The sequence below is a fragment of the Hyphomicrobium sp. genome, from assembly GCF_041659645.1.
Taxonomy (GTDB): domain Bacteria; phylum Pseudomonadota; class Alphaproteobacteria; order Rhizobiales; family Hyphomicrobiaceae; genus Hyphomicrobium_B.
This window is the reverse complement of the sequence record NZ_JBAZXX010000002.1, coordinates 197,355-216,090: the sequence shown is the minus strand read 5'-3', so window position 1 is coordinate 216,090 and position 18,736 is coordinate 197,355. Positions and strand designations below refer to the sequence as shown.

The window sequence follows — 18,736 nt, the reverse complement described above, 5'->3', positions numbered from 1 at the left end:
AAAAACGTAATAAAATCAATGCTGAGCAGGGGGCTCGTTCGAATCCAGCCCTCTCCACCTATGCATCACGAAGTTACAAGTACCTATCCGCTATTCACCTAGAAGGCGCCGCACCCCAGCGACGACATGGGTCGCTTGCTCGTTAGTGGCGCGCGCGGGTGTGTGAACGACGCCATTGCGCAGGGCAATCCATTCCTGGACGATATCGCGATCTCTGGCATTAACAAGCCCGTGCCCGATCGCGCGGTCCACAAGCGATCGAAGGGACATAGGATTCGGAACCTCGTCCCATTGGAGTTTATCCAGTCGTTGCCGAAGTGTCGCCTCTAGATGCGCCATAGCTGCGATGACCGCGGCATTGTATTCGCCTTTGCCAATTAGGCGTTCGGCTTCATCCCCTCGGGACGGCTCGCCTTCCGGAACACCGCCTCGCAGCCGCTCGACCAGTTCGGTAACAAATGCATCGGGATTGTCTAACCAACGCGATTGGCGAAAAAGAATTTGGGATTCTCTAGCATCAGAAGCGAGCGGCTGACCCTCTTCGCGCACGATGATCAATTGGAACGGGCCTACGCGCTGCTTATATTCGTCGGTCCCCTTCAGCCGGGCTTGTGCGAGAAGCATTTCAGACACGGTGCCCGTGGTAGTGGGCTCAACCACGACCGCGGTTGCCCGCTCGATGAGTGCTTCCACCTTAGCGCTGACACTGTCGCCAGGCGATACAACGTCGTCCGCCGTAATAGGTACAAACCCCACCGCTTCGACAGAGGGAAATACCTTATCTCGATACTGGGATAAAAGCTCGATCGGTAGCGCGAAGAAGCAAAGTCGCGTGCCAGTATCGAACGGCATTCGCAATTCACGAAGCGGGCGTTCTTCTTTGACCGCGCTTACCTCAATGACGCCCGGAAGCCAATACTCGCGCAACTCCCTAAACGTAGCGGCCAGAATCTCGCCATATCGAGACTTCTGCCCTGGAAGGTTAACCACCCTGACGCCGCGTCGCTCAAACCGCGAAACCTCGGAAGCATTTGCACCGACCATCAACGCGTAGGCCGGACGACGTGCGCGGCCAAGGCGCTGCGTCACCACGTGCCAAATCTGTCGAAAGTCCGGATCATCGAGGCTGTAGCCAATCAACACCGCAGTCTTGGTAATGAGTTGGTTTGAAACGTAGGTTGCCAATAAAGGATACTTTGCGAGAAACCCATCGTAGTCAGCCTCAGTAGCAATCAAGCGCTCCGGATGGTGCATATCGCCGTGAAATTTGAGCAGAAGCGTTGCAGACTGCGGGGGAGTAAGGGACAGCTGGTCCTCGTTTACTACGGGATACATGGACCGGGGCGTCGCCTCGTATTGGCGCTCGAGAAGAAAATCAAAATTAGTCGTGCAGACGATAGAAAACGGTAGGGCGCAAAAACCCCTGTGGGCGTCACCAGGCATCGCATCTCGGATGAGGAGTAGCTCGAATAATCGCTCGACTAGCCGAGTACGGCCAAATTGGTGCTCATACGCGGAAATGGCATCGATCGGATTATTGGATGCGAAATTTTTCATGTCATCTTCGAGCACACGCGCGAGATCAGACCAGACCGGCATCTTCTTTCCGGGCGACGTCCGCGCATTAAGCGACATTCCGGCACCCACAATAGGCAGCCAGCGGCCGTGGACCAAATCGTCCAGCACAGGTTTTGGAAAATGCTTTAAATATGTCATTGTGGCCTCCACCTTCCAAGAGTATGAGCGGCGCCTGCGCAACCGTCGAATACCTGCAGGAGGTGAGTCGCAAATATCCCCATGAAAGTGAGTTCGGCGCCAAGGCCCCCCCGATGCCGGTTTGCCTCGCCGTTCTTGGGCTCTGGCAATAAGGCGTGGGTCTTTCTCGGCGTTGGATTTCGGCGGAGATGCTGCCCTGTCATCGTTACTGCCTCGGAGTTGGTAGGCATCTCCAAATCATCTTGGCTTACGTACTGCTCCGAGCAGCAGTCGTTCAAATTTCCGTCTGATGGGGCATTGATGAAGCGTCTGGATTTAAACGCCCAACAATTCGTTCAGTACGGAATCTCGTCCGAGTTGGCGGCACGCGCGGCAAGCGCGGGCCTTACCGTTTCGAAAGTACGCACACTTTCGCTGGACGATTTGGTCAGCAAATTCTCGCTCACAAGCTCGGAAGCGAAGGAGACAAAAAAAGCGGCCCAGCGGCAACCCGTCGATAAGGAGACCATGTTCACGCTGCTCGAACGCAGTAACTACACCTGCAACGTATGTCACGGCACGAAGGGTTCGTCGTTCATCATCCACCACATCAGACCCTACGCAAAAACACAGGACAACGATTACCGAAATCTGATTGTTCTTTGCCCGAACGATCACGACCTCGCCCACGGCGGCGGCCTTACAATGGGCATCCCGGCCGAAGGTCTGGAGCGCGCCAAGGAAAAATGGGAATTGCAGGTGGAGAAGGCGAATGCTTTGAAGGCAGCGCAGGCCGTAGAGGTCAATGAAAGTGCGATCGATTACATAAATGTTCGCCGGATTGAAGAACTCTGTCTCCAACTGTATGGCAAAATTCCGCTAACTCGCGCGACCGAAAGTCTAAAGGCAAAAGGCATCATCGACGCGCATGGCTCTTTTCAGCAGGCGTATATCCAGTCGCACCTTTCCGGCGGGAAATTCCTATTCGATTACATCAATTCGGGGGAGACGCTACACTACCGCGATTTGATGGCTTTAATCGCTAAGAAGGTCGAATTTGTCGATCTCTCCGAAGCCATAGATCACGGAAAGAAAAAGGTCGCCGCCGTGGAGGGCTGTTATGCATTCTTCATTGGCGGAGTTTACTCAAACCGTCCTGAAATTCCTATCACAGTTATCACGCCAGCGGTTGTGATGTACTACACGAAGAGAAAGATACGGGTGGAGTGGACGCTCGATCCCAACTTCCTATTCTCAATGTCTGCCATCGCACGGCAAGGTTCAAAGAACAGATATATCATTTACTGCCTTGTGCGGACGATGGACGCCGACTCCACGCCGGGAAAAGTCTTGCTGAAGGCCAGTCCTCTACTGATCGCACAACCTTCGACTTTCGCGAACCGCATTCCCGGAGTGGGCTGGACTGAGAGACACGATAAAATCAGCCACGACGAGCATTAGGATTCACTGAAGTGGATGCCCATGAAGCGATTATCCCGTCAAGCCGAGAAATTTGACGCGCTTGAACTCTACTCCGCTGTATCCCGCAAGCAGGGGTACAAGATCGGCGTCGTGCGCGACCTGCAAGACTTTCATAGCCGTATCGGCGTGTCTCTCAAGGCGTCGCTCGACAATCCGGCGATACTTTACGGCAAACGCGTGGAAGCCATGTTCGCGCACGTCCTTGGGGCGCTGGGGAGTTGCAGCCTGATCAAGCAAGAGGACGCTGGTACGATCTTTGCTGACTCGGCTGACATTCGGATCCCCGACTATCGGATCGTCACAGAGGCCGGCGACATCATCCTTATCGAGGTCAAGAACTTTCACATGAAATCACTCGATTCACGGCTTTACCTTCAGCGATCCTATTTGAAGAAACTGCGTGCCTATGCCGACATGAACGGTGCGTCGCTCAAAATAGCTGTGTACTTTTCGCGCATCAATAAGTGGGTTCTCTTGTCTCCAGAGGCATTCGTCGATGCCGGTAGGCGCGTATACATCGACTTAAGTTTCGCGATGGCAAAAAACGAACTGGCACTTCTTGGTGACCGAATGATTGCCACCCTGCCACCTCTAAGCATTGAGTTTCTGGGTGACCCGCACGACGAGAGGGCTATTGTGAAGGAGGACGGCAGCGCGGTCTTCACGATCCGGGAGTTGAGCATGAAGTGCGGGGGCAACACGATTGTTGCCGAGATTGAAAAGAACATCGCGTTCTATCTGATGCGCTACGGAAGCTGGAAAGAGGCCGAGATGCCCGCTCGAATTGTCAATGGGAGGCTAGTGGCATTCGAGGTCGTTTTCGCACCTGATGAGCCCGTCGACGAACAGCCTTTCCAGATTCTCGGCCACCTGAGTTCGATGATCAGCAATGCATTCCGTGAGCTGACCAGTGGAGACACAGGCGTCGTCTCGCTCGATGTGAAGCACGATCCGATGTCGTTTCAAGTGGATATCCCTAAAAAGTACAGAGGCTCTGCAATGCCGCTCTGGCAGTTCGTAATTCAGCCGAACTCGAACTTTCGGCCCTAGACTCTGGCGAGCTGAGGAGATGATTTCTGGGCAAATGACCCTAGGTTGTGAGTGCCCTGGGAGAAGGGCGCACGATGCCCAAATTCGAAATGGTCACCTCATGGTGAACGCCGAAATGATCGTCGATCAACAACTCCATTCTTGGGATAGTCGTAGGCGAGCTAATGTCGTAATTCACGCTCTAGTTATGAGCCGCTTGCCAAAGTGCTTGCCAAAATGCAATTCGAAATAGTCAGCGAAAACAGACACGTCCAGGAATTACAGAGGCTTAGGAGAGCGCGTCAGGGATTCCTGGCATCCCAGCCAATCTTTCAATGGCTTAGATCTCTTCAGGGTCGGCGCCTCCAGTCGCCCGCAAAAGCCGTTTGCATTCCCTTGCAAACCTCTCGACGTTGGAGCAGGGCCGTCGGCGCGGAGAACTGTTTCAGACCATGGCGAGTGATATCGAAACGGTTGTGATCGGCGCCGGCGTCGTCGGGCTCGCCATCGCAGCGGAGCTTGCGGAAGCGGGGCGGGACGTCCTCGTCATCGAGCGCCACCACACATTCGGCACCGAAACGTCGTCGCGGAATTCCGAGGTCATCCACGCCGGCATTTATTATCCGGAAGGATCGCTACGCGCGAAACTCTGCGTCGAAGGCCGCGACCGTCTCTACGCGTTCGCTAAGGCATATCATGTGCCGGTCCATCGCTGCGGAAAGCTTCTCGTCGCCACGACTGAAGCCGAGGTCGCCCACCTCGCGGCGATCGAAGCGAAAGCCGCGCGCAACGGCGTTACCGATCTCCGGCGCCTGACGTTGGCGGACGTCCACCGCCTCGAACCCGACGTTCGCTGCGTTGCCGCGACGCTTTCGCCGTCGACCGGCATCATCGACGGCCACGCGTTCATGGCGGCGCTCGAAGCGCGCGTTTTGAACTCGGGCGGCCAGATCGTATTCAATTCGGACGTCGTCGCCATCTCGGCCGACCCGAGCGCCGAGTTTCGACTCGCGATTTCATCCGGAGGCGACGTTTCCGATCTCTCGTGCGCGCGCCTTGTCAACTCCGCCGGGCTTGGCGCGTCGCGTATTGGCCATATGATCGAAGCCGGTACATCCGGTTATGTCGTGCCCGGCCTCTTTCCCGCCAAGGGACATTATTTTTCGCTGTCGGCGGGGGCGCCGTTCAAGCACCTTATCTATCCGATGCCGTCAGCCGACGCGCTCGGCGTCCACCTCACGCTCGACATGTCGGGCGCGGCGCGGTTCGGTCCGGATATTTATTGGCAAGACGATCTCGATTATGCGTTCGTCGATGCCGACCGGCGGCGCGAGGTTTTCGCCGCAGAGATCAAGCGGTATTGGCCGTCTCTCCCGGAAGACGCGCTGACGCCCGCCTACACCGGAATTCGTCCGAAAATTTACGGCAAGGGAATGCCGCCCGCCGATTTCGAAATTCACAGCGAAGCTCAGCACGGTATCAAGGATTTCGTCGCGCTTTACGGTATCGAAAGCCCCGGTTTGACGTCATCGCTGGCGATCGCAGCGCACGTCACCGGATTGCTCGACCGGTAGGTGTCTCGATTTAAAATGGATTAAGGGACTTTGGTCCCATAATGGTCGCCATGTCATGCTTGGTTCAAAGCAGGAGACGCCATGGAAGAGATCGAGAGACAGACTCGGGATTACCTGAGAGCGCTTTACGGCCTCGGAACGCCGTCCGTCGAAATTCTACCGGTTCAAAACTTGCCCGCCGTTCTGGCTTTTGCTCGCTTGCAGCGATGGATCGTTGAAGGTCCAGATGGCGGCCACGGGCTATCGCCGCTGGGTGTCAAAGAGATTGCGGATAACGCTCAAACGTCCTAGCCCGCGTTGCCACGGGCTAGGAAAAAAGGCGCTACGTTAGGCCCGCGAACTTTGCGCTCTATCGTTAGTGAGCTGCGACTTGGGCTTCGTTCGGTTCGGGCTGATACAAGCCGACCGGGTTGCCATCCGGATCCTGAATGATCGCGATGCGCCCGACGTTGTCGACATCGGCTGGAGCCTTCAGCACCTTGCCGCCCTTCTGCAACGCCTGAACCAAAGCGGCGTCAACGTCACCGACTTGGATGTAGTTCACCCAGCCGGGCTTCGGATCGTTCGGCTGTTTGGCGTCATACGTCGTGAGGCCGGCCTGCTCGGTGCCGTCCGCCGTGAAAAGCGTGTAATCGGACTCGCCCGGCGCCGGTGGCCGCGTGTTGTCATCGGCCGCAACGATCTTCGGCGTCCAGCCGACGACGCTTGCATAGAAATCGCGGCTCTTCTGCGGATTGGCGCTGACCAACTCGCTCCACCACACGCTACCTTTTTCGCTATTGGATGCTTGCGGCGACGGGCTCTCGGCCATGGCGGGAATTGCAGCACACGCCGCGAGGGCGACGGATAGGACCGCGGCTAAGCCGTGGCGGGACTGCGAGACAGTTCGGGACATTGCTTCACTCCTGGATCGGACGAAATCTGCTAGGTCCTAAGCAAGTGAAGTGCCAAGTCGCGGGTGCGGTCTATTTCGGGGCACATTGCAGAATGTACGTGAAGCCCCGAAAGCCGCTGTAATCCTTGCTCTTAATAAAGGGCGCGATCTTAACGCTCTCGCCGTCGCCCGGCGGATCGTTAAGGCCAAGCATATAGAGCGGATCGATCAGCGCGGCGGTCTCGTTCCACCAGTCGGCGGCGCCGTAGCGGTTGGTGCGCCAAGCGATTTTATCGTTATCGACTTCCCACACTTCCCAGTGAACTTCGGGCAGATAAGATTCATTTCCGCCGGGCCGGGTGACACGCGCGAGCCGCTCGCCGCGTTCCACCCGTTGTCCCACTTTGAAATGCTCGATCTCGTCGAAGTCGAGATGATCGAATTCGGAATAGTAATATTTCGGGCCGTTGGAGAGGTTGACGTCGCCACGGTCGTGCTTGATCAGCAGCGCGCCCTCGCGGCCCCACTTCCAGTCGGCTTTCCAGACGGCGCGGACCGTTCCGCCGGCAGGCGCCAAAATCCAATCGCCGAGCTGCCCGGCGTCGACACCGGTGTGGATCTCGTCGCGCCGCGTGCCGTCGACGTCGATCCACGTCGCGTAGGGTGACGTGATCGGCGAGCAATCGTATCCGGCCGGATAAATCGGCTTGAGACCGGTCGGCGTCGTGCCGTAGCCCTTTTTCATCGAGACCTGCATGTCATACGGCGGCGTTTGTGCATTCGCGAGGATCGAGAGCGCCAAACACGCGGCGGCAAGCGGTGCGATGGTTCGTAGAAATGAAAGCACGGCTTAGATCGCGCTCCGATATCCGGACGGCAAGGCCCCGGGCGCGTCTTCTTTGACCGCGATCGCGACGGGGACGAGGGGGCCGCGTCCGTTTACATTAATATCAGCAATTTGATCGGTCATTCCTTAGTGGTCCGTTAATGGGCTGATCTTTGCAGAACACGTCACTGCGTTTGCGCCAGAAAAGGCCAGCTCGGTGATTGGTTTCGAATTCGTTGCAAGTATTGCTCCAATTTTAGCGTTCCGCAGACTGAGCGGATGGCGCGATTCTGCGGGCGTTTCGGAAGCTCGCGTTCGCGAATGCTCCAATCCGGTGTCGGGGCTCGAAATTTCGCCGGGTGTCCGGATTTGGTACGTCCCGCACGGACCTTGGGACAGGAGAGCGGATCGTTGCGCGACATTCGTGGCGGAGGACGTCGCGGAATTTTCCGCGATCCGCGATATCGCCGTACGCCGTCGTTCGTTAACGACGCGCGCCGCGCTGCGCATCGCGCTGTCTCAAACCGTCGACGGCCGGGTCGCTCCGCAGGCATGGCGCTTTGGTCGGACCGAGACCGGCAAGCCGATGCTGATCGGTGGTCCGAAAGCTCTCCATTTCAGTTGTTCTCACACGGAATGGGCCTCTGTTATCGCCGTTTCCGCGAGCCGGGACGTCGGTATCGATATCGAAGCTTCGGTCTTTCCATCGACCGGCCAATGGCTGTCCGACACCTTCACCGCGTCCGAGCGGGCGGCGGTTAACACTTTGCCGAAAGGCGAGCGGGATCAGGCGGTTTCCCGCCTTTGGACGCTGAAGGAAGCCTACCTCAAGATGCTTGGCACTGGAATTGCTGACGCATTGTTAGTTGCGTTCGATCCCCGCAACGATCGCCTCGTGTCGGGACAGCAGGACCGCCGGGCGGCGACATCGTTTCAAACGTGGATCGTGAACTGCCAAGGGCAGCCTCTCTCTGTGGCCATCGCGATGAGCGACGCCACGACGAAAGGCGCCTTCTGGCGCCAGTCGATTGAGGAATGCCGTGTCCGTTTACGAGCCAGATTTGCTCCCACTCGCAATCGAGCGAACCCGGGAACCGCGCTTGTTGCATCACTATTTCGAGGTGCAGGCGCGGCGGCGGCCGGACCATCCAGCGGTTGAGTTCGCGGGCGAGACGGTAAGCTATGAAGAACTCGATCGGTCGGCAAATCGTATAGCCAACTATCTGGTCTCCAAGGGCGTCGGCCCCGATGCGCTCGTCGGCATCTACCTCAAGAAGTCGCCGCGCCTTTACGCGGCCATTCTCGGCATTCTGAAAGCCGGCGGCGCCTATGTCCCGATTGATCCGCGCGCGCCGTTGGAGCGCATCCGCGCGATTGCTGAAGACGGCAAACTGCACTCCATCATCACCGAGGAAGCACTCGCCGATCAGATCGAAGGTGAGCTCGAAACCCCGCTTCTGCGCCTCGACCGCGAGCAGCAGGCTCTTGCCGGGCAACCGGCCGAGCGTGTCCTGCGCATCGACGCAGAAATCAGCAACAAAGCGCTGAGCTACGTGATCTTCACCTCCGGTTCGACGGGGCGCCCCAAAGGCGTGATGATCGAGCACCGCAACGTCGTCGCCTTCGTCAAAACGCTGCAAACCGTTTATCGCGTCAATCTGAACGACCGCGTCTATCAGGGCTTCTCGACCGCGTTCGACGCTTCCGTTGAAGAAATCTGGGCCGCATTCTCGCGCGGCGGAACGCTCGTCGTCCCGACTGAAGACGTCGAACGGTCGCCGGTCGACGTCGCCCAGTTCATCGACGATATGGGCATCACGTATTATTCGACCGTGCCGACGATGCTGGCAATGATCGACCGCGATCTTCCGTCGGTCAAAACCCTCATTCTCGGCGGCGAAGCTTGCTCAAATGAACTCGTAACGCGCTGGGCGAAACCCGGCCGGCGGATGCTCAACACCTATGGCCCGACGGAAGCCACCGTCGTCGCCACCTGGTCGGAGTGCGTCAGCGGCGAACCCGTTGCGATCGGCCAACCGCTGCCCGGCTATTCCGCCTATGTGCTCGATGAAAATTCAAATCCCGTGCGGCCCGGCGAAAGCGGCGAGCTGTTCATCGGCGGCGCGGGCGTCGGCCGCGGCTACATGAATCTTGAAGCTCTCACCGATCAGCGCTTCATTGCCAATACGATCGAGCCAGAAAATAAAGATCGTCTTTACAGGACGTTTGATCATGTCCGCCTCGGCCTCGAAGGCGAACTATTCTTCCTTGGCCGCCTCGACGACCAGGTGAAAATTCGCGGCTTCCGCATCGAGCTGTCGGAGATCGAAGCGATCCTGATGGAGCATCCCGAGGTCAAGGCGGCGACGGTCGCTGTCATCGACCGGGACGACACCAAGGATCTCGCGGCATACGTCGTCACGAACGGCGGCGCGGACGCGCTCAATCGCACGGAAATCGATGCGCTCCTCAGGCGGCGGATGCCGGCCTACATGGTGCCGCAATATCTCGACGTCATCGACAGTCTCCCGATGATGCCGAGCGGCAAGGTCGACCGGAAAAATCTTCCCGCACCGTCTACGCTGCTGAAGGGGCAGAACGATATCGTCGAGCCCGCAACCGATCTCGAACGCCGAGTCGCGGCCGCTTGGAGCGAAGCCTTCCGCCTGGCAAGAGTTTCGGTCACGGACGATTTCTTCCTCGACCTCGGCGGCCACTCTCTCATGGCGTCTCGGTGCGCGAGCCTGCTGCGCGAGCAAATCATCGGCGTGCAGCTCTCGGTCCGTGATTTCTACGAGTACCGCACAGTCCGCCGTCTCGCCGCAATTCTTCAGAAGCGGATCGAGGCGTCCGGCCGAAACACCGTCGCGAACGACAATACGCAAGCGCAAGGCGTCTCGGGCGTTCATCCCCTGACGCGCTGGACGACGGTCACGCTCCAGGCGCTGAGCGTTTCGCTTTACTATGCCATCCTCGCAGCGCCGCTCGCTTATCTGGTGTTGACGACGACCGCCGTTATCGACGGCAAAATGGATTGGGTACAGGCCGCCGAAATCTCGACCTACATCGGCTTCGGGACTTGGCCGTGCATGCTGCTGTTCAGCATTGCCCTGAAATGGCTCGTCATCGGCCGCGTCAAACCGGGGCGTTATCCGCTCTGGGGCGCTTATTATTTCCGCTGGTGGCTGGTCACCCGGTTCCAGGCGTTGAGCTGGGCCGAGATGTTCACCGGCACGCCGTTGATGAGCCTCTATTGGCGCGCGATGGGTGCCAAGATCGGCCGCGACGTGACGCTATGTACGTCACTTTGCGGTGCGTTCGACGTCGTCTCGATCGGCAGCGGCACCAGCGTCGGACTGGAAACCCACATTCTCGGATATCGCGTCGAAGACGGACATCTCGTGATTGCGCCCGTCGAAATCGGAAACGACTGCTTCATCGGCATGCACTGTGCGCTCGGCCTCGATACCCGCATGGGCGACGGCGCCCGTCTTGACGATATGTCGTTGCTTCCCGATGGCACCGCCATGGTGAGCTACGAATGCCGTCGTGGATCGCCGGCGAAGCTCGCCGAGGTCGTTCTGCCCGAAGGCAAGCCTGTGCGTGCCCTGAGACTGAAGCGCTTTGTCTTTGGCGTGCTTCACCTCGCGCTGATTTACGTGATGGGCTATTTCCTGATCGCAACGATGATCCCGTCGATCGTCTTGATCGCGGGGGGGCTCTGGTATGCAGGCCCCATCGGCGGCATCATCGCGGCGTTCGTCGCCGTGCCGGTCGGTATTCTGAGCTACGCTTTCGGCGCGATCGACATGGTGCGCATCATCCGGCCGGTCGCGCCGGGGCGCATGTCGCAGTATAGCGTCAAGTATCTGCGCCATTGGTTCGAGAGCTACCTGCTTGAAAACACCAAGACGATTCTGCAGCCGGTCTATGCAACGATCTACTGCCCGGCCTTCCTGCGCGCGCTCGGAGCCAAGATCGGCGCAGGATCTGAAGTCTCGACGGTCGCGCACATCAATCCGCATCACCTCGAAGTCGGGGAGGGTAGCTTCCTTGCCGACGCCTGCCTTGTCGGCGGCCAGCGAGTGTACGGCGGCGGCGTCGAAATCGGCGCCGTCCGCGTCGGGTCTCGCAGCTTCATCGGCAACAGCGCGCTCGTGCCCGGCGGCTACTCCATTGGCGACGATGCCTTGATCGGTGTGGTCTCGACTCCTCCGGCGAACATGAAAAACGTTCCCGACAACACCCGTTGGCTCGGTTCGCCCGGCTTCGAGCTGCCGCATACTCAGCGCAACGTCTGCTTCAACAACGCCGAGATCTTTGCTCCGACGCGAAAAGCTGTCGTGGCGCGGACATTGACCGACACGGCTCGCATCCTGTTGCCAGGCTTCATCATGGCGGCCGAAGGCGTGGCGCTCGCGTCCTATCTCGTCGTCGGCTACCGCTCGTTGCCGCTTTGGATGGTCATCGCCGGCATCCCGCTGGTGGCGACGGCGCTGGCCGCCGCTTCAGTGCTGATCACGGCCCTCGTCAAGAAGCTGATCGTCGGTCGCATCACGCCGACCGTCAAACCGCTGTGGAGCCGGTTCATCTGGAATAACGAGCTCGTCAACGGTGTTTTCGAAATGAACGCGGCAACGGCGATGACGCCGCTGCTCGGCACGCCGTTCGTCGCGACCTGCCTGCGTCTGATGGGCTGCAAGATCGGCAAGGGGTGCTATCTCGAAACGACACTCTTCTCCGAGTTCGACCTCGTCGAGATCGGCGACCGCTCGTGCTTGAACCTCGGTTCGACCGTCCAGAACCATCTGTTCGAGGACCGCGTCTTCAAGGCGGACCGTATCAAGATCGGCAAGGATTGCTCCGTCGGCAATATGGGCGTGGTCCTCTACGGCACGGAAATGCATGACCGCTCCAGCCTCGGCGCGCTGTCGGTGCTGATGAAAGGCGAGGATCTTCCCCCCGCGACCCGCTGGCATGGAACGCCGTGCGAACCTCTGGCGGCACAGCCGGAGGCCGTCATTCCGATCGTCGGTTTGGCGACCGCTACAAGTTTGTGTGCACAACATTCCGGTCCGCGGCGTCAGATCAAGAAACGCCTGGAATTATTGCCGTTATCGGCGTGATTGCGGGCCGGGTTGTGGCTTTCGGGCAAATAAGTCCGGCCAAAGACTCTTGACTAACGACCTGAGCATCGACGGGTAAGCGCGAATCACGTTCCACTGTCCCCAAACAGAACGCAGCCAAACGGGACGTTAACCCTTTGGCTGCGAAATAGGCCGCGATCGCGGTCATACGCTCGGGGAATGTTGATGAAGAAGACTTTGGCGTTAGTTGCTTTCGGCGCGGCAATCCCCGCTTTGAGCGCATCCGCGTTGGCGGACGGCCCGTTTTCGCTGAAAGACACGCCTGTACAAGTCGAGGTTCCAAGTTGGACGGGCTTCTACTTCGGCGTCGGCGCCGGGTACGGCCACAACCATTCGAAGAACAATTATCACGACAACGCGGGTGATCCGGTGACGTCCAACTCGTCGGTCAATGAATCGGCCGACGGCGGTTTCATCTCGACGATGTTCGGCTACGACCGTCAGATCAACGACCGTTTCCTTGTCGGCGCTTTCGTCGATGTCTCGACCTCCGAGTTCACGCGCGGCAATGAAGATATTCACGACGGTCTCGTCATCGATCGCTCGTGGGCCATCGGCGGCCGTCTCGGCTACCTCGTCAACGATCGTACGATGATCTATGCGAACGCGGGCTATACGCAGGCTCACTTCTCGAACGATGGCTGGTGGGATATCGACGCCAACGGAGTCGGTCCGACGCTCGCAGGCAAGGGCGGCAACTGGTTCAGCGGCTATTTCGTCGGCGGCGGTTTCGAGCGCAAGCTGAACGACAACTTCTATCTTCGCGGTGAAGCGCGCTATTCGGACTTCGGCAGTGAGGTTACCAACACCGGAACCTTTGAGGGCACCCACTACGTCGACCGCGAGGCTCCCTCGATCGTCACCGGCGAGCTGGCGCTTGTTTATAAACTCGACCGTCCGAGGTTCTTAGGCGGGAACGCGACGCCCATCGATGAAAATCACGGGCCGCGCACGATCACCTATCAGGGCATCGATGCCGCGCCGGACTCAGTTTACTATTATGGCGGCACCGTATTCGGTCTGACGAACGACCTCTATCACAACGGCTTGCTCCTCAGAAGTGAGGGCGTCATTGCCGACTACAACTATCGCGAGTCACAGGCGCCGAATTCGAAGATCGACGTCGACGATCGCTCGCTGGATATTATGCTCGGCTATCAGTGGATCTGGGACAACTGGAGCGCGATTGGCTACGTCGGCTACGAGGTGCGCAACGCCCACTTGTCGCCTGACGATCCGAACAGCGACGTCAAGGGCGGCGCCGATGGCTTCAAGGTTGCGGCCGAGCTCGAGTCCGACGACGAACTTCCCTACTACGCCAGCCTTGAAGGTAGCTACTCGACGGCGTTCGACTCCTATTACGGCCAGGCCCGTATCGGCTGGAACAAGCAGACGATCGTCTTCGGTCCTGAAGCCGCGGTCTACGGCGATGGCGCCGATTACGCGCCTCGTGTCGGTGCCTTCGCGACCATCCCGTTCAAGATGTGGTGGATCAACGTGCCGGCCAAGATCACATTTGATATCGGCCAGCAGTTCGCGGGTAACGGCGATGGCGATACGCGCGCCGGCGGCGAAGGCGTCTACGGCGGCTCGATGCTCCGCCTCGATTTCTGATCAAGCGATTTCTAATGCCGACGGGGGACGAGATTTCGTCCCCCTTTTTTTGTATTTAATACCTCACGATCACGCGAACGCGCGTGCCCCGCGGCAGCTGCTGCGGCGAAAGTTATACTGGTATCGTCGGCCCCGGACCCGGACCGGCAGCACATAAATCATATACAACCAACTATTGCGCCAGCTCATGTGGCGCGCCCTTTGCTGATACGTCGCTGAAGCAGTCCAGCGAGTGTCCAACAATGAAACCTGCAAACCATCCGTCGGCCAGAAGGTCGAAGCTCTGCCATCAGAAGCACGTGAGCGATCGCGCCGTTCTAATCCGGGACATGGCCGACGCGCTCGGTATCACTGCGATCGAAATCGAGCTGTCAAATCTGCTTAAGAATACATTCCGCGTTCAATTCGGCGATTGCACCGGTCGAATGCAGACCCTCTTTATTTCAGCCGCCGCGACGCCGGCGAGGGTCAACCAAACCCTCAGATTTGTTTCGGGGCCACGTCTGAAGGCAAGTTGAAGATTCGTGTCATCTGGACGGTCGTCTCGTGGCCTGCCCTTCGGTTTCTACGCGGATGAAAGCGCGTCGCCGGGAATGCGACTGATTCTGCCTAAGCCGCCGAAATTTGCGTTTCTACCTCGATTGAATCCCTATACAAATTGATGCGAGAAGGCCAAATACAAAACAGGTTATCGCGAACTCTGCTCATGAACCATATGGCTCGTATTTCCGCGCAGGATCCGGTGCTCAGCGTCGAGGAAGTAACCGGCGAAGCGGGATTGCGCGACTTGGCCGCGGAGTGGGATTCGCTCCACGAGAAGATCTCGCCGCGGCTGCCCTTTGCGACACAATTGTGGACTTCGACCTGGTGGCAGCATTTCCAGCGCAACAATATTAGAGCGAAAGATACCCCGAGACTTTTTGCACTGCGCAACCAAGATGGGGAGTTGGTCGCGGTTGCGCCAATGGTATTGACCCGGCGGCCGGGCTTTGGACCGTTGACCGCCAAGGAGCTTCAATTTTACGGGGCGGATTCGAATGTCACCGAGCTTCGTGGCCCGCTTTGTCAACCTGAATACATTTCTGCGGTTGTTCGTTCGATTTCTGCATTGCTGGTGGACGCGAATGATGCCGACTGGGTCCAGTGGCGGGGTTTGCGAATGCAAGACCCATCTCAGATACTGCCAGCGCGAATTCGACCAACGCCGCAGTTAGATAAGACACTTCATATTCTCAAACTTCCATCCGACTGGAACGATTTTCGCTCGAACTTGTCCCGGAATATGAAGGAAGCCCTTAGAAAGTGCTATAATTCTCTCGCCCGCGATAACATCTCTTTTCATCTGCGTATCGTGGCCAAAGTAGAAGACACCCCCGCAGCTCTTGATCGGTTTTTTGCTCTTCACGCAACTCGTGCCAGACACGTCACCTCCGTCAAACATCCCGATGTCTTTGTCTCGAGCGTCAGCCGCTCGTTCCTGGTCCAGTACTGCACGGAACTCGCTCTACGTGGAGAACTGCGAATTTTTGAGCTCCTAATCGATGATCAGGTGGTGGCGAGTAGAATTGGCTTCAAATTCGGTGACGAAATATATTTGTATTATTCCGGCTACGATCCCCGATGGGGCCGTTACAGCATCATGACGACGGTCGTTGCCGAGGTTATTAAATGGGCAATCGATAACAAGCTTCACATAGTGAACCTGTCGAGCGGGACAGACATTTCAAAAACTCGCTGGCGGCCGGACATGATTACCTATTATGGAGGATTTGAGGTTCGCAGAAGATATAAGAGCCAAGCTTTATTCGACCTGATCTCCCTTTGCCGGCAGCGGTTGCTCCGGGGATTAACCCCATTTATGCTTGCCGCTTATCATGTGCCAGATAGTCTCCAATTGCTTCCGCTCTGATCGTGAAGGCTGAAGTGCTCCGATGTGCATCTACGTGAAGTATCGGCCAGGTGGCAAACAAATCGTCGCCCTCCGTAAGGCTGCACACACCGTCCGCTAATTTTCGTATCGTCTTTCGTGCTTGCCATTACCCCCGGAAGGCAAAACAAGTACCGAGGTGTGCTTGCAGGATTTGTAGATGACGCTGTCAAACACGACGGAATTTCTCGGCATCGCGTTCGACGGCGGTACGACCCAGTCCGCAATTGATGACATATTGAACAGCGTAGGACAGCCGTTCAGATATGTCGTTACGCCCAATGTGCAGCATGTCGTCGAGATTCACGAACAAGGGGACGCACTGCGTACCAAGTACGCCGCAGCATGGCGAATTTATTGCGACAGTCGTGTGCTCAGCAGATTGGCTCGATTGTGCGGATCGAAGCTCGACGTCGTAACCGGTAGCGATCTGACCGCCGCCCTTCTGTCGCGAGCATCCGGCCTCCGATTGAAAATCGCCATTGTCGGCCCAAGCGCCGCCGATTGTGCCATCCTCCAACGCCGCTTCCCAGGTCTCAACATCGTCTCGTACACGCCGCCGATGGGCTTCATCGCCTCCGATGAAGAGGTGCGGAAGTGCCTCGCGTTTGTATTGGCCAGCGGCGCGGACCTGACGTTCCTGGCCCTCGGAGCGCCGCAACAGGAAACATTGGCATACCGGATTCTGGCGCAACCGGAGGCGAGGGGAGTGGCTCTTTGTATCGGCGCATCGATCGACTTTCTGACCGGCAAGCAGCAACGCGCTCCACTCTGGATTCAGAATTCTGGATTGGAGTGGCTCCACCGCCTTGCGTCGAATCCCAAACGCCTCGCGAAGCGATACCTAGTCCACTGCCCGAAAATCTTCGGGTTGATCGTCACACATGCAATGGGCGCAAGGCTGCGCCCTTGATCGCCGCGAGATCATCTTGGCGCTGCGGTCGTTTGTCGTCCACGTGATACGGTGTTACGAGGGTCCTGTGATGTGAGAGGCCTCTCCCGGCAATCCGGCTCGACTTTGTGAATGAACGATTGATTTGATGGTGTCTCACGAAATGGTCGTTGCCACCGCTGCCGCGTTGATGTCGGGAACTCTAGGTGTGATTGCGTGCCTCCTATTCATTCCTGTTGTCGTCCTGCTGCTCGAAGTGTTGGCTGCGACTTTGCTTCCACAACGAAATTGGCAACGCCAAAGCGATTTCACACGACCCTCCCTGGCCGTCCTCGTACCGGCCCACAACGAGGGCGCAAATATTCTCCCCACATTGGCCGACGTATTGCGTCAGATTAATCCGCGCGATCGCCTGCTCGTAGTCGCTGACAATTGTTCGGATGATACGGCGAGCATTGCGCGCGCCGCGGGAGCGGAAGTTATAGAGCGCCATGACGACGAAAACCTCGGCAAAGGCCATGCTCTCGATTACGGCATTCGACACCTCTCGGGCGCGGCGCCCGAGGTCGTAATAATGGTCGATGCAGATTGTCGTCTCGAGGGCGGAGCCCTCGATTCTCTCGCCGAGCGCGCATTCTCGACGAAGCGGCCAGTACAGGCGCTTTATTTAATGCGCACCCCGGATGACTCGCCCGTTAACGATCAAGTCTCGGAATTCACCTGGCGCTTGAAGAACTGGGTGCGCCCACTCGGTCTTTTTAATTTCAACCTGTCTTGCCAGTTGGTGGGCACAGGAATGGCATTCCCGTGGAGCGTCCTGACCTCCGTAAATCTCGCGACGGGGGCGTTGACCGAAGATCTAAAGCTTGGGCTGGATCTGGCCCTAAAGGGCCACGCGCCGCTGTTTTGTCCTTCAGCGGTGGTAACAAGCCACTTTGCGTCCTCTGAGCAAGGACGGAAAACGCAACAACAGCGCTGGGAGCAGGGCCATCGGGAGCTGATTGTTTCAATGGTGCCGCGCGCTTTTTACTCGGCAATTGCCAACCGCAATTTGCGATTGCTGGCGATGGCATTGGACTTGGCCGTCCCGCCAATTTTTCTACTCGCCATGTTGCTCTTTGCGCTAACGGCCATCACTGGGTTGGCCGCGGCAGTCGGTCTGTCCGTATTTCCCTTCTATGTCATCTGCGCCGCCATCGTCGTTCTGTCCGGAACCATCGTGATCGCCTGGTCCAAGTATGGCCGCGATGCCTTGCCGCCAAGATCTTTGGCGTCCATTGTCCCTTACGTTATCTCAAAATTGCGCCACCACCTTCGCGTTCTCGCAGGCAGACGGGCGACGAGCTGGGTCCGGACAGACCGTAACTGACAGTCCTCGGCTCCGGGCGCGTCCGGAGAATTGAAACCTGAGTTGACAGCTCCTCGTGAGCTGGCCGGAGCCCACCGCCCGTGACGCGAGTCCCGGACAGAACCCCGGCCCGGCGAACTCGACAACGATGTGTTAACGAGTCGGCCCGCGATTTGTCATGAAAGCATAATTTACGTTTTTACGCTTTTTCCCGCGGCACTCACCGTTTCGCAAGTTATGTTGGCGCAACTTGGGGGCTCATTGCCACTAACGGTAAGTGCGCAGGGATCGGGAAGGCGTTGATCTCGGAACCGGAGAACTGCCGCGT

13 protein-coding genes are annotated in these 18,736 nt (G+C 58.0%); 10 read left to right on the top strand and 3 right to left on the bottom strand.

Going from position 1 to position 18,736, the window contains the following annotated elements:
- Positions 1 to 90 precede the first annotated feature (90 nt).
- Complete coding sequence (locus tag WC811_RS06095) at positions 91 to 1,716, bottom strand: SIR2 family protein (RefSeq protein ID WP_372642069.1); 1,626 nt, start codon at positions 1,714 to 1,716, stop codon at positions 91 to 93.
- A gap of 300 nt (positions 1,717 to 2,016) precedes the next feature.
- On the opposite strand from WC811_RS06095, the gene WC811_RS06090 reads away from it, so the two are divergent.
- The 4 genes from WC811_RS06090 to WC811_RS06075 all read left to right on the top strand — a co-directional run bounded on the left by WC811_RS06090 (position 2,017) and on the right by WC811_RS06075 (position 6,071).
- Entirely contained in the window at positions 2,017 to 3,156 is a 1,140-nt protein-coding gene (locus tag WC811_RS06090) for an HNH endonuclease signature motif containing protein (protein ID WP_372642067.1), read from the top strand.
- A gap of 15 nt (positions 3,157 to 3,171) precedes the next feature.
- A complete protein-coding gene (locus tag WC811_RS06085; protein WP_372642065.1) occupies positions 3,172 to 4,227 on the top strand; it encodes a hypothetical protein in 1,056 nt (351 codons plus the stop codon).
- A 431-nt stretch (positions 4,228 to 4,658) separates the two neighbouring features.
- Positions 4,659 to 5,780 (top strand): NAD(P)/FAD-dependent oxidoreductase, encoded by a 1,122-nt coding sequence (locus WC811_RS06080; RefSeq protein WP_372642063.1) that lies wholly within the window; start codon positions 4,659 to 4,661, stop codon positions 5,778 to 5,780.
- An 81-nt stretch (positions 5,781 to 5,861) separates the two neighbouring features.
- Complete coding sequence (locus WC811_RS06075) at positions 5,862 to 6,071, top strand: hypothetical protein (protein ID WP_372642061.1); 210 nt, start codon at positions 5,862 to 5,864, stop codon at positions 6,069 to 6,071.
- A 64-nt stretch (positions 6,072 to 6,135) separates the two neighbouring features.
- Here the strand turns inward: WC811_RS06075 and WC811_RS06070 are convergent, their stop codons facing one another.
- Together WC811_RS06070 and WC811_RS06065 are read right to left on the bottom strand one after the other, a co-directional pair.
- Positions 6,136 to 6,675, bottom strand: coding sequence for a VOC family protein (locus WC811_RS06070; protein WP_372642059.1), 540 nt, complete (start codon positions 6,673 to 6,675; stop codon positions 6,136 to 6,138).
- 70 nt (positions 6,676 to 6,745) lie between these two features.
- On the bottom strand, positions 6,746 to 7,501 hold the full coding sequence (locus tag WC811_RS06065; protein ID WP_372642057.1) for a M23 family metallopeptidase: 756 nt from the start codon (positions 7,499 to 7,501) through the stop codon (positions 6,746 to 6,748).
- A 196-nt stretch (positions 7,502 to 7,697) separates the two neighbouring features.
- On the opposite strand from WC811_RS06065, the gene WC811_RS06060 reads away from it, so the two are divergent.
- The 6 genes from WC811_RS06060 (at position 7,698) to WC811_RS06035 (ending at position 18,429) form a co-directional block, all read left to right on the top strand.
- A complete protein-coding gene (locus WC811_RS06060; RefSeq protein WP_372642055.1) occupies positions 7,698 to 8,639 on the top strand; it encodes a 4'-phosphopantetheinyl transferase superfamily protein in 942 nt (313 codons plus the stop codon).
- Positions 8,584 to 12,606 (top strand): Pls/PosA family non-ribosomal peptide synthetase, encoded by a 4,023-nt coding sequence (locus tag WC811_RS06055; RefSeq protein ID WP_372642053.1) that lies wholly within the window; start codon positions 8,584 to 8,586, stop codon positions 12,604 to 12,606. Before WC811_RS06060 ends, WC811_RS06055 begins: the two co-directional genes overlap by 56 nt.
- Before the next feature lie 186 nt (positions 12,607 to 12,792).
- Complete coding sequence (gene bcsS / locus WC811_RS06050; RefSeq protein ID WP_372642051.1) at positions 12,793 to 14,241, top strand: cellulose biosynthesis protein BcsS; 1,449 nt, start codon at positions 12,793 to 12,795, stop codon at positions 14,239 to 14,241.
- A 706-nt stretch (positions 14,242 to 14,947) separates the two neighbouring features.
- Positions 14,948 to 16,150, top strand: coding sequence for a GNAT family N-acetyltransferase (locus tag WC811_RS06045; RefSeq protein WP_372642049.1), 1,203 nt, complete (start codon positions 14,948 to 14,950; stop codon positions 16,148 to 16,150).
- Between the two features lie 178 nt (positions 16,151 to 16,328).
- Complete coding sequence (locus WC811_RS06040) at positions 16,329 to 17,081, top strand: WecB/TagA/CpsF family glycosyltransferase (protein ID WP_372642047.1); 753 nt, start codon at positions 16,329 to 16,331, stop codon at positions 17,079 to 17,081.
- A 127-nt stretch (positions 17,082 to 17,208) separates the two neighbouring features.
- Positions 17,209 to 18,429, top strand: coding sequence for a glycosyltransferase family 2 protein (locus tag WC811_RS06035; protein ID WP_372642045.1), 1,221 nt, complete (start codon positions 17,209 to 17,211; stop codon positions 18,427 to 18,429).
- Positions 18,430 to 18,736: the final 307 nt, after the last annotated feature.

Excerpts from the sequence above, each read along its gene's own strand:
- WC811_RS06095 (WP_372642069.1), bottom strand. The coding sequence starts at position 1,716 with ATGACATATTTAAAGCATTTTCCAAAACCTGTGCTGGACGATTTGGTC.
- WC811_RS06080 (WP_372642063.1), top strand. The coding sequence starts at position 4,659 with ATGGCGAGTGATATCGAAACGGTTGTGATCGGCGCCGGCGTCGTCGGG.
- WC811_RS06075 (WP_372642061.1), top strand. The coding sequence starts at position 5,862 with ATGGAAGAGATCGAGAGACAGACTCGGGATTACCTGAGAGCGCTTTAC.
- bcsS (WP_372642051.1), top strand. The coding sequence starts at position 12,793 with ATGAAGAAGACTTTGGCGTTAGTTGCTTTCGGCGCGGCAATCCCCGCT.
- WC811_RS06035 (WP_372642045.1), top strand. The coding sequence starts at position 17,209 with ATGGTGTCTCACGAAATGGTCGTTGCCACCGCTGCCGCGTTGATGTCG.
- WC811_RS06040 (WP_372642047.1), top strand. The coding sequence starts at position 16,329 with ATGACGCTGTCAAACACGACGGAATTTCTCGGCATCGCGTTCGACGGC.
- WC811_RS06045 (WP_372642049.1), top strand. The coding sequence starts at position 14,948 with ATGAACCATATGGCTCGTATTTCCGCGCAGGATCCGGTGCTCAGCGTC.
- WC811_RS06085 (WP_372642065.1), top strand. The coding sequence starts at position 3,172 with ATGCCCATGAAGCGATTATCCCGTCAAGCCGAGAAATTTGACGCGCTT.
- WC811_RS06070 (WP_372642059.1), bottom strand. The coding sequence starts at position 6,675 with ATGTCCCGAACTGTCTCGCAGTCCCGCCACGGCTTAGCCGCGGTCCTA.
- WC811_RS06090 (WP_372642067.1), top strand. The coding sequence starts at position 2,017 with ATGAAGCGTCTGGATTTAAACGCCCAACAATTCGTTCAGTACGGAATC.